Source organism: Jejuia spongiicola, assembly GCF_023502325.1.
Taxonomy (GTDB): Bacteria; Bacteroidota; Bacteroidia; order Flavobacteriales; family Flavobacteriaceae; genus Wocania_A; species Wocania_A spongiicola.
Genome location: NZ_JAMFLZ010000013.1, coordinates 1 through 9,430, shown reverse-complemented (window position 1 = coordinate 9,430; position 9,430 = coordinate 1). Strand labels below are relative to the sequence as shown.

The following is a 9,430-nucleotide window of genomic DNA, read 5'->3' as shown; positions in this document are numbered from 1 at the left end:
GGAGGAGTTGTATCAACAACGGTTATTGTTTGGGTTGCTGTTTTGCTATTTCCACAAGCATCAGTTAATGACCAAGTACGTGTAATAATATATTCGCTATCACAACTCTCAAGAGCATCACTATCGGAAAATGTAGCATTAAGACCATTAGTAGTGCAGCTAAATGCTTCGTCAGTAACATCTCCTGTAATAGTTAAATCTGTAGCATCTTCATCGCATTTTATAGTTACAGCATTTGGGACAGTAAATGTTGGTGGTGCGACATGAATTGTTATTGTTTGGGTTGCTGTTTCTAGATTGTCACAAGTATCGGTAATTGTAAATGTTCTTAGTACTGTAATCGGGCAATTATCATCAGATGTTATTTCATCAATATAAGTTATACTCTCAATATTAAAATCATCTGAAGCATTGTAATTAGTATTTGATGCAAAAATTGATTGTACATCGTCAGATTGTGTATCGCTATATACAAAAATGGCATTATCTACGGTTATTGAATCTGTAGAACAACCTTCAAAACTAATGGTTTCCGGTATTGTTATTTCAGGACTTTCAACATCATCTGTTTCAATAGTACAATTAATTTTAAATTCACATCCGTTGTCATCCGTTACTGTTACATTATAAATACCAGCAGTTAATCCCGTAGCTGTTGCTGTTTTTTGTGCACTATCATCATCCCATAAGTATGTGTAGGGAGCTGCACCTTCAGCAGGAGTTACAGTTGCTTCACCTGTGGCTTCATCAATACATCCCGCATTGGTAGTTTCAATAGTTGCTGTTAGTGTGGTTGGTAATGCTAAATTGTTAGATTGAGCTTCTAAATTAGATAAACAACCAGGTTCGCCGTAAGTTGCTGAATATATTAAGTCAGCCACTAAACTACCCTGAAAATCCAAAGTGCCATTGTAGGTAAAGGTCCCGTTACTATCAGTTGATGTTCCAATCTCTATTCCATTTAATTTAAAGGACCATGAGAATTTATTCGAAGTTGTTTCACAACCACCTTGATTTAATAAATTACTAGAATAGTTAATAGATTCGCATCCATCTCTTGCTATTTGTGGATTGATTTCGGGGCAAGGAACACATATGCTTATAATAGTAAGCATTTCAGAAACTTGTGTACAAGAAGAATTTTCATAATTAATTTCAGAAGAGACAGCGGAATCCATTGTACCGCATATCCCTTCGCTAGCCTTTATGGTATAATTTAAAGTTACTGTTTCATCATAAATATTATTTATAGCCCAATTAATGGTTTTACCAGAAACAGAAGCAATTCCTTTACTGGGGGCTAAATCACTAGAAACTAAAGAAAAATCATCTCCAATAATTTCTTTTACAATAGGTATACCTGGTATTTGCCTTGCAGCAGAAGTTAGTTGATTTATAATACTAGCATATATACCCGATAAGTCTGCACTACTATCTGTTACAAACGCACCAGAATTTTGAATAGCATCTAGTGTATTTATAGCATTAGTTCTTATTGCATTGTCAAGTGTTCCTCCTAACAAAGCAATAGTAAATATATTTTGAGTGTATTCTGTACCCGAGACGGTAGTAGTTTGAGCGTTTATACCAGCTTCTATAGCATCTTGTTTACAGATTGAGTTAACATCTATATTACTACAACCAATATTATACGAAGGATCATCAGGAAAGTCTCTGCCGTATGTAATATTTGCAGCACCATCAGACAAAAGAATAATGTTTCGGTTCGTTACACAATCAAAAGTACCGTTAGTAGTAAACTCTTGGTCTGCTTTTTTAAGGGCTTCTTGTGTGTTTGTATTTCCTCCAACAGTTATAGCATTAATTGCCTCTATAGCCTCTTGACGACCATTGGCAACCGAATTAGAGTCATCTCCATCATCAGCGGTTAAAGGTAGATCAATTGAAACAAAAAAAGAAAAACTTATTATAGATATTTTATTCAGCCCTGTTGGGTTATTATCAAAAAATGTATTTACAAACTCAATAGCTGCCTCCTGTGCATGTATAATGCTTTGTCCTTCCATACTGCTAGACTTATCTATTATCAATACTACTTCTTGGGCTTGATCAGGAGGCACACCAATTATTTCTAAAGTAACATCAAACTGGTTGCATTCACTTGTGTTTTCTGTAACAAACCTATTAATTGTTATCTCGTCTTGTCCTAATAATGTGTTTAGTGACAACATAAAAAATAGAGTAAAAACAAACTTTAGTATTTGTTGCTTAGTTTCCTTTTGGAATTGTAATTCTTTTTTCATTAGTCTTATATTTTAATTGGGGAAAGCTTGACTTAGATTAATAGTTAACTAGTTTCTTTTCGTTTTTGGAATGTATACACTTAGATATGCTTTTAATAGGACTAGACACACGCATATTTTGTATGGTCAAATATAAATGGTACAACTAAAAAGTTTTGAAATTTTGAGGTAGCAAAAAGGTTTCACTGCTTAAAAAGAACTATTCTATGATATTGACATCAGTTACTATTAAGTATGCAATCAATAAATTAACAAAAATTTGCACTGTTCATTTAGAAGTTAGGATGCTTTTATTACTTTTATTATATCATCGTTTGAGTCTACCCCTATTTTTTTACGAATACGGTGGCGCATAGATTTGATTGCAGAAATAGAAGTATTTTTGAGGTTACTAATTTGGGGGGTTTTTAAGCCTAAAGACATTAAGCAAAGAAGCTCTTTTTCCTTCGAGTTTAATTCTGGGAATTGGTTTTCCAGTTTGATTTTAAAGTCTAAACATACATCATTAAGAAAGTGTTGAAGTTCTATGGTTGCTTCAGCATTCCCGTTTTCAGAAAGCAAAGATGCTTTCAATGACCTTAACGCCATATTTACCTCATTTTCATTGCATATTTGTAATATTTTAGTTATTTCTCGTGTTGTTTTGCTTAGTAATTCTTGTGACATATAATTATTTAGCAATATTTCTTTAAGTTCAGACTCTCTTGCTGACAAAATTAGTTCGATTTTTTCCTTACTCCTATGTTCTGTCACGTTCATATCAGTTGGATGTATAGAAGAATGATGTGTGCTTTTCTTTTTAATGACCCATATATGAATGAGTACAGAAACTGTTATAATTAATAATAAATAGAATATTTTTTTCTGAGTTTTGTTATGAAAATTAAATAAATTAAAATCATTTAATTTTCTCACAACAAAACTATTTTTTTTGATAAAATTTGTAGCACTAGTTGTGACATAATCATTGTAATAATTATTACCATAACCCTCATTGATATTTGAGAGCAGATTGTTGTTAAATTGCTTTGTTTCTTTGATTATGTAATACATGCGCGTTATAACTAATGATACATCATATAAAGATGTCACTACAAAATCAGTTTGTAAGCTCCGATAGGTACCAAACCAACTTTTACTAGTTTGAAAGTTATTGTCAGTAGTGTTAATATAATATGGCTTTTGAGAAAATGATGATTGAAAAAATGTTGCTGTTAGTAAAATTAAATAAATTGATTTCATAATAATTTTTTTTGAGAGAGGGAGAGAGTTTAAAAAAAAATAATTTCTAGAATATGCTTTTAAGAGGTGTTATTTTGATTGAGATTCATATGCTATTGAATATTAATTAGGTTAAATTTTAGCTTTAAGAAGTCTTCAGAATGTGCAAAGTCAGTTCATACACATGAGTAATCTTCTTTTTAAGTAAAATAAGTGTGCCTTAGTGAGATATCTAAATAATTTAGGGTAGCAAAAAGAATCAAAGCAGGTGGTAAAAAGTTGCAACTAGGGCTATGCTATAGCGTTAAACGTGTTAAATAGCTGTTTTTCAATAACATAATGTTTGTTGGAAGCATTAAATGAATTTATAATATTATAATTAATATTTATAGTACTTTCAAAACACTACAGGGATAATTGTTTTATTTTCTTATCTATTATGAATGAATAATTACAGAGAATAATATATTTGACTACAAATCAAAAATTAGTTATATTATTCGAACATTATTATTGAATATATTTATAAGTAGAGATGGTTATAGAGTGCACGATTGCATACAAATCAAACTATTAGTCCTAGTTTGGAAAAGGGTCATATGAAAAAGAGAAATAACAAACCTTTGGGCTTTCATTCACATAGAACCATATAATTATGTTTCTATAAAAAAATTAGAAACTAATAATGAATAAGAGAAATATTCTTTAATCCCTTAAAGTATATATAGAAAGGCTAATTTTTGAGATAATGAAGTAGTAAAAGTTTTTAAGCCCTTAAAAAAGTAGAACGAATATGTCATCATAACTTTAAAACTATTCAGAAAGCCAAATTAACAACCTTTGAATTTAGCATTTACATTCTTTTCCATAAAGTAATGGAATTAAAATTTTGTGAAAATGAAAATATAGGAATTGGTCTTATAAAATTTGCCTGACTTCTTGTTACAAGCTCCCTTTCTGGTTGATGACTTAAATGTACTGCACTTTCTTTAAATTCATTTGTGATTTGTAAATATGGTTTTGAGATTTTTTATTTAAGCAATCTAAAAATTCATATTTGCATATCTATCCATAATTTTCACTAAAGACACTGAGAATTTAACAATTATTAATCTTTGTTATATATGTACAATAAATTATCCTAGCAAAAATAGATAAATACAATATGTTTGCCCAGTTAGTTCTATGAAGTCAGCTTAAAAATCAGAAGAAAGATATTTTTTATTGGTAGGTTAGGTTGGTGGTAATGAATAATAAACTAATTTTATTATAACTAAAACCTAAGTTATTCTGTAATTTGTCATGTAATAATTAAAATATATAAAAATTATGATATTTTCTTAAAAAATTATCGTGTAGAAATCATTTAAGTCTAAAATTACTCGTTTCCTTTTCCTTGTTAATCATTTCAATCACTTGAGAGTTTTTTTTACCTTTAGCAAAATTATTGCTAATCAAGTCATCTTTAAACTTTTTATAAAAAAGACTAAGGCTTTCTTCAATATGTGTATCTGTTGCCTTTTGTAGATGAATAATTCTTTTAGTTTGACTCAACATAAAATCTGTATTTCTTAATATAGCAGATTTATTTAACTTAGACATCTCTTTATAATTTTCAAAGAAAGAACTAATTCTTTTTTCAGTATCATTGTATTTTTTAATAATCCTTATTTGTAAAACTAATACTATAAGTGCTGATAAAAGTACAAATGAATTTGTTAAGATAAAAGGTTCCATAGTTTTTAAGATTTTAAGTTTTTATATATCAAAATGGTGTTTTTACTTTTTAAAGCAATGTTTTTTTTAGACTATGTAATTAAATTACAACTTAGATAAAAGTATAAAAGCTATACCAATATTTGTTGATTTTATGGGATGCAAAAGGGTTGCGTTGTATTGAATATCTATAAAAAGATTAGATAAAAGTAGTTTGTTGTAAATTTGATAGGATCATAGTTAATCGATTCGTTTAAGAATAGATGCTTAAAAAAATTGAAAATCTACTAATTGTTTTCTTTTTATGCGCAGTTATTTTTCTTGAAAGTTCAGGTTGTTGCTGAAATTGACGTTGCCAGAATTATTTTTGATACAGAAGTTCCTTCTCAGGATATTGCTATTCCATTTACTATTTAAAGGGTAGATTTTACTCCTAATTCCATTACTTTAGATTAAGCACTAGATGAAAATGAATTTATGAAGTATGGAAGCGATACCTTGCAATAGGAGGGGAGTCGGTTATTTTTTGGCATGAGAGATAAGGATACGGCTGGGATTTTTGTAAAAAACTGCATTCTACAAAATATCAATTTACCTGTTAATAAAGAATTTACCATGAATGTCCTAACAATATACCCCAACCTTCTGGGGGTTATTTGGAAAGAGGGTGATAAAGAGTTTGGTATTTATGGAGATATGGCACTAAATATCACTTTAGAAGATAATACAAAACAAGCATTGTAATTCTTGAAATATATTCAACTACTGGAAGTCTGGTAAAAGTAATCCTAAATAATGAAGTACAGGGAACAAAAACCTATACTATACGCTGGAATAACAACTATGAGATGCTTTAATTAATTGCATTAAGGATATTATTAGTTATGACGTAATGGGGTTATTTTATACTTAGTTTATGTAAAAATTTGATAAACAAAATAAATATTTTTCCACGTGTTAATAATCATTTTATGTGCTTAGTTCGGCTTTACCAACGATCTAGTTGTCTTTTTTATAGATTAAACGGTTTCTCATTTTCATAAAGGGGATTTCTATAATAGTGTATAAGACCCATGCGAAAATCACACAAGTTGCGAAACAAATAATGGCCATTAAACCACTTTTTGGGTCAACTCCAAAATTTGAAAATAGGGTTTGAGATACGTGCGTTGCAATTTTATGTATTAAATAAATGCTATAAGATAATAAAGCAATAAAGGTAGAGGCCTTAGATTTCCAACGAAATAATATACTACCAGATGACACAGCTCCTGTAACTAGAAATCCGTAGCCAATAGCAATTAAGGGAAAGCCCCAAATGGAGGTGCTATAATCGGCAAGACCGCTACAAAGAAAGTAACATAGTGTTAGAATACCTAAGCCTATAACAAGCAATAGGTTTCCAAAATTTGTTATTTTATTCCAGAAAGCTGGCAGATATACATATGTGGCCGCTATACTAACACCAACTAATAGCCCATCCAATCTATTGTATGTTGGGAAATAAATAGGTTTTGTCCAACTAGGTACTATAGCATCTGGATTAAAATTTGGAAGATATTGATTATGCCATAAGTAATAGCGCAAGAAAAAGCCAGCAATAAATAAGCCTATAATTAAAATATAGGCGTGTTTTAAAAGTCTTTTATGAATAAGTAACAATAAGATTAGTGGCAATAGAATGTAAAAATGTTCTTCTACACAGAGTGACCAAGCATGAGAAAACGCATTATGCACAGATGCGTCTAGACCAATGTTATGGGTAAAAGTTAAAAACCGCCAAAGCTCTGGAAGGGTAGGGCGTTCTCTAAGTATAGGGAATAAAAAATAAATAGCTACTACCACAAAGTATACGGGTAAAATTCTGAATGCTCTTTTAATGAAAAAATGTTTATAGGAAAAAGAACTTCGGTTTTTGATTTCTTGGAACAAATGAGAGCTGATTAAAAAACCACTAAGCACAAAGAAAAGGTCTACGCCAGTCCATCCAAATTTAGCAATAGCTGGCCACCAATCTGGATGTGTAAAAAAATAGGTGTAGTGAAATATTAAAACTAAAGTTATGGCTAGTACACGTAGATGGTCTAAACCATAAAAATGAATTTTAGTTGGAGTATTGTTTGTCATTGTTTTAAATTACTTTTTTATGAAGTGATTTAATTTTTTAAATTGATTTCCGATACATGTATTATATGAAAGGCCACATGAATTGGAAATTTTTAGATAAGAACCTGTCTGGCTGATTAGAAATTTCAAAAGCATTTAGTATTGAGGTTTAGTATATTGATACTGCATTTCTTCACAATAAAAATTTAAGTAAATTCTATCTATCTATACATAAGAAGGAGAAAAACTGTGAATGTTAAACAAATACCTACCCTTTGCCCCAAATAAACAACACAGTTACTTTCTACCTTCTCTGAATATTAATTTAATATGTTTAAATTTTCTATTCTTTAATAGTACTAAACTAGGTTTGATTCTAAAAAAAGACTAAAGCAAAGACCAAAACAGCTAATAGTTTTCGAAGTCAACCCCAACCAACCAATAAAAACTATTAGTAAAAACTATCCAATCTTTGCTTTTTAACTTCAAATTATTTATGTTTTTAATTACTCATAAACATAAGATAGTAGTTGTGTGATATACTTTAATTATACTAACTCCCGTTGTGCATTATTTATATTATATGGAGGGAAAATAACACAAAAAACATGTAAATGGGTATATACTTATTCTTTTACAATACGTTTAGTAATGTTTTCTGCATCACTTTTTAAGGTTATTAGATACATACCACTTTGTAGGTTGCTCATATCAATAGGATGGTTTTTTATGTCTTTAGTTGTAATTAGTCTTCCAAAAATATCATGAATGCTATAAGATTTTAAATTAATGTTTGATGGCGTATTAATAAACAACTCAGAAGTTGTAGGATTAGGATATAAAGAAACACTATGTAATGTTGGTGAATTATCAATACTCAACGTAGCTCCTGTAGAATCAAATACTGCATCTTGAAATACATATTTACGGGGGAAATCTCTACAATCCATTTGAAAATTATTAGGATCTTCCCCACAGGCGGATCTATTTTGATCTCTAGCATTATTTATACCACCGTTGACTTGGTCTTCATTATCTTCAAATGCAACCATAGGGTCTTTATTAATATCATTATATGTAAATTTTAAATGTATAAGTAGTTGTGGTGTAGCGGTTATTTTTGTGTTTAATTTATAATACATCATACTTTCTCTACCCATATCTTGAAGAAAGGTTACGGCTACAACGTCTGACTGATTGTCGTTGATTGTAAAAGAAGTATATGCATGTTTTTTATCACGTCCAGTTCCTTCGCCTTCTCCAGCTATATAGCCGTCAGGATGTTCTTCTACAAAATTATCATTCACTTTAACAAATTCACCAAAAGCATCAGTATTATATTTTATGTAAAATTGTGTGTTGCCTAGGTAAAAATCTTCTTGACCATTTATTGTTTGAAGATATACATCTACTTCATAATAGTCAGTTGTGCCATCTGTTGTATTTTTTGCATTTTCAAATGTAAACTGAATTGCTTCAAAAACATCTTGATTTTCTTGAGCTAATGATAGTTGCGCTATTAAAACTAGGATTAATAAAATAATGTAATTGTTTTTCATGATTTTTAATTTTTAGGCATTTGTTTATTATTTATAAAATCTAAAATTTTTGTATTACTTGTAATTAGTTGTTTACTAATACTACCCTCCTTCTACTGTAATTGCAACTGCAACGTAGATAATAGCTGTAACAATGTAAAATATAATAACTGTAAGCACTACTTTATTTGATTAGATTTGGGCTTTTGAAAGCTTTGATTTAGATTACAAAAATAATTCTTGAAAAGTAGAAAAAGAATGCATTTAGGGTAGCAAATAGGTTGCAAACGTAAGAAAACAGAAAGTTTTATCTTTTTTTCTTTCCTTTTTGGACTGGATTAATTACTTTTTTTCAATTTTAAGAACCTTTTTGTTTGGAATTCAATAATTATTTGTTACTAAAATAAATGTATAACTCAATAAAATAAAAGAGACAAATAGTAGTATTTTTTTTATGATATATTAGGTTTAATATCATTAATATTTCTGTTGAACACTAATTTGTTAATTATTATACAAGAGTTAATATTGTAACTTTAGGGATTGAACTCATCTTAACTTTTTCTTTTTAACCGAAAATGACTA

General features: G+C 29.5%; 6 protein-coding genes. 1 reads left to right on the top strand and 5 read right to left on the bottom strand.

Going from position 1 to position 9,430, the window contains the following annotated elements:
• The 3 genes from M3P09_RS17100 to M3P09_RS17090 form a co-directional block, all read right to left on the bottom strand.
• Positions 1 to 2,264, bottom strand: a 2,264-nt coding sequence (locus tag M3P09_RS17100) for a VWA domain-containing protein (protein ID WP_249974046.1), incomplete at its 3' end; no start/stop codon positions are given.
• Positions 2,265 to 2,543: 279 nt separating this feature from the next.
• Entirely contained in the window at positions 2,544 to 3,506 is a 963-nt protein-coding gene (locus M3P09_RS17095; RefSeq protein ID WP_249974045.1) for a helix-turn-helix transcriptional regulator, read from the bottom strand.
• Positions 3,507 to 4,847: 1,341 nt separating this feature from the next.
• Positions 4,848 to 5,222: a hypothetical protein gene (locus M3P09_RS17090; protein WP_249974044.1), complete on the bottom strand. Its 375-nt coding sequence runs from the start codon at positions 5,220 to 5,222 to the stop codon at positions 4,848 to 4,850.
• A gap of 594 nt (positions 5,223 to 5,816) precedes the next feature.
• On the opposite strand from M3P09_RS17090, the gene M3P09_RS17400 reads away from it, so the two are divergent.
• Positions 5,817 to 5,945: a hypothetical protein gene (locus M3P09_RS17400; protein ID WP_284041229.1), complete on the top strand. Its 129-nt coding sequence runs from the start codon at positions 5,817 to 5,819 to the stop codon at positions 5,943 to 5,945.
• A gap of 255 nt (positions 5,946 to 6,200) precedes the next feature.
• On the opposite strand, the gene M3P09_RS17085 is transcribed toward M3P09_RS17400, so the two are convergent.
• Together M3P09_RS17085 and M3P09_RS17080 are read right to left on the bottom strand one after the other, a co-directional pair.
• Positions 6,201 to 7,328, bottom strand: coding sequence for an acyltransferase family protein (locus M3P09_RS17085; RefSeq protein ID WP_249974043.1), 1,128 nt, complete (start codon positions 7,326 to 7,328; stop codon positions 6,201 to 6,203).
• A gap of 605 nt (positions 7,329 to 7,933) precedes the next feature.
• Positions 7,934 to 8,866, bottom strand: a complete 933-nt coding sequence (locus M3P09_RS17080; protein ID WP_249974042.1) for a T9SS type A sorting domain-containing protein — start codon at positions 8,864 to 8,866, stop codon at positions 7,934 to 7,936.
• Between the last annotated feature and the right edge of the window lie 564 nt (positions 8,867 to 9,430).

Excerpts from the sequence above, each read along its gene's own strand:
- M3P09_RS17095 (WP_249974045.1), bottom strand. The coding sequence starts at position 3,506 with ATGAAATCAATTTATTTAATTTTACTAACAGCAACATTTTTTCAATCA.
- M3P09_RS17090 (WP_249974044.1), bottom strand. The coding sequence starts at position 5,222 with ATGGAACCTTTTATCTTAACAAATTCATTTGTACTTTTATCAGCACTT.
- M3P09_RS17400 (WP_284041229.1), top strand. The coding sequence starts at position 5,817 with ATGAATGTCCTAACAATATACCCCAACCTTCTGGGGGTTATTTGGAAA.
- M3P09_RS17085 (WP_249974043.1), bottom strand. The coding sequence starts at position 7,328 with ATGACAAACAATACTCCAACTAAAATTCATTTTTATGGTTTAGACCAT.
- M3P09_RS17080 (WP_249974042.1), bottom strand. The coding sequence starts at position 8,866 with ATGAAAAACAATTACATTATTTTATTAATCCTAGTTTTAATAGCGCAA.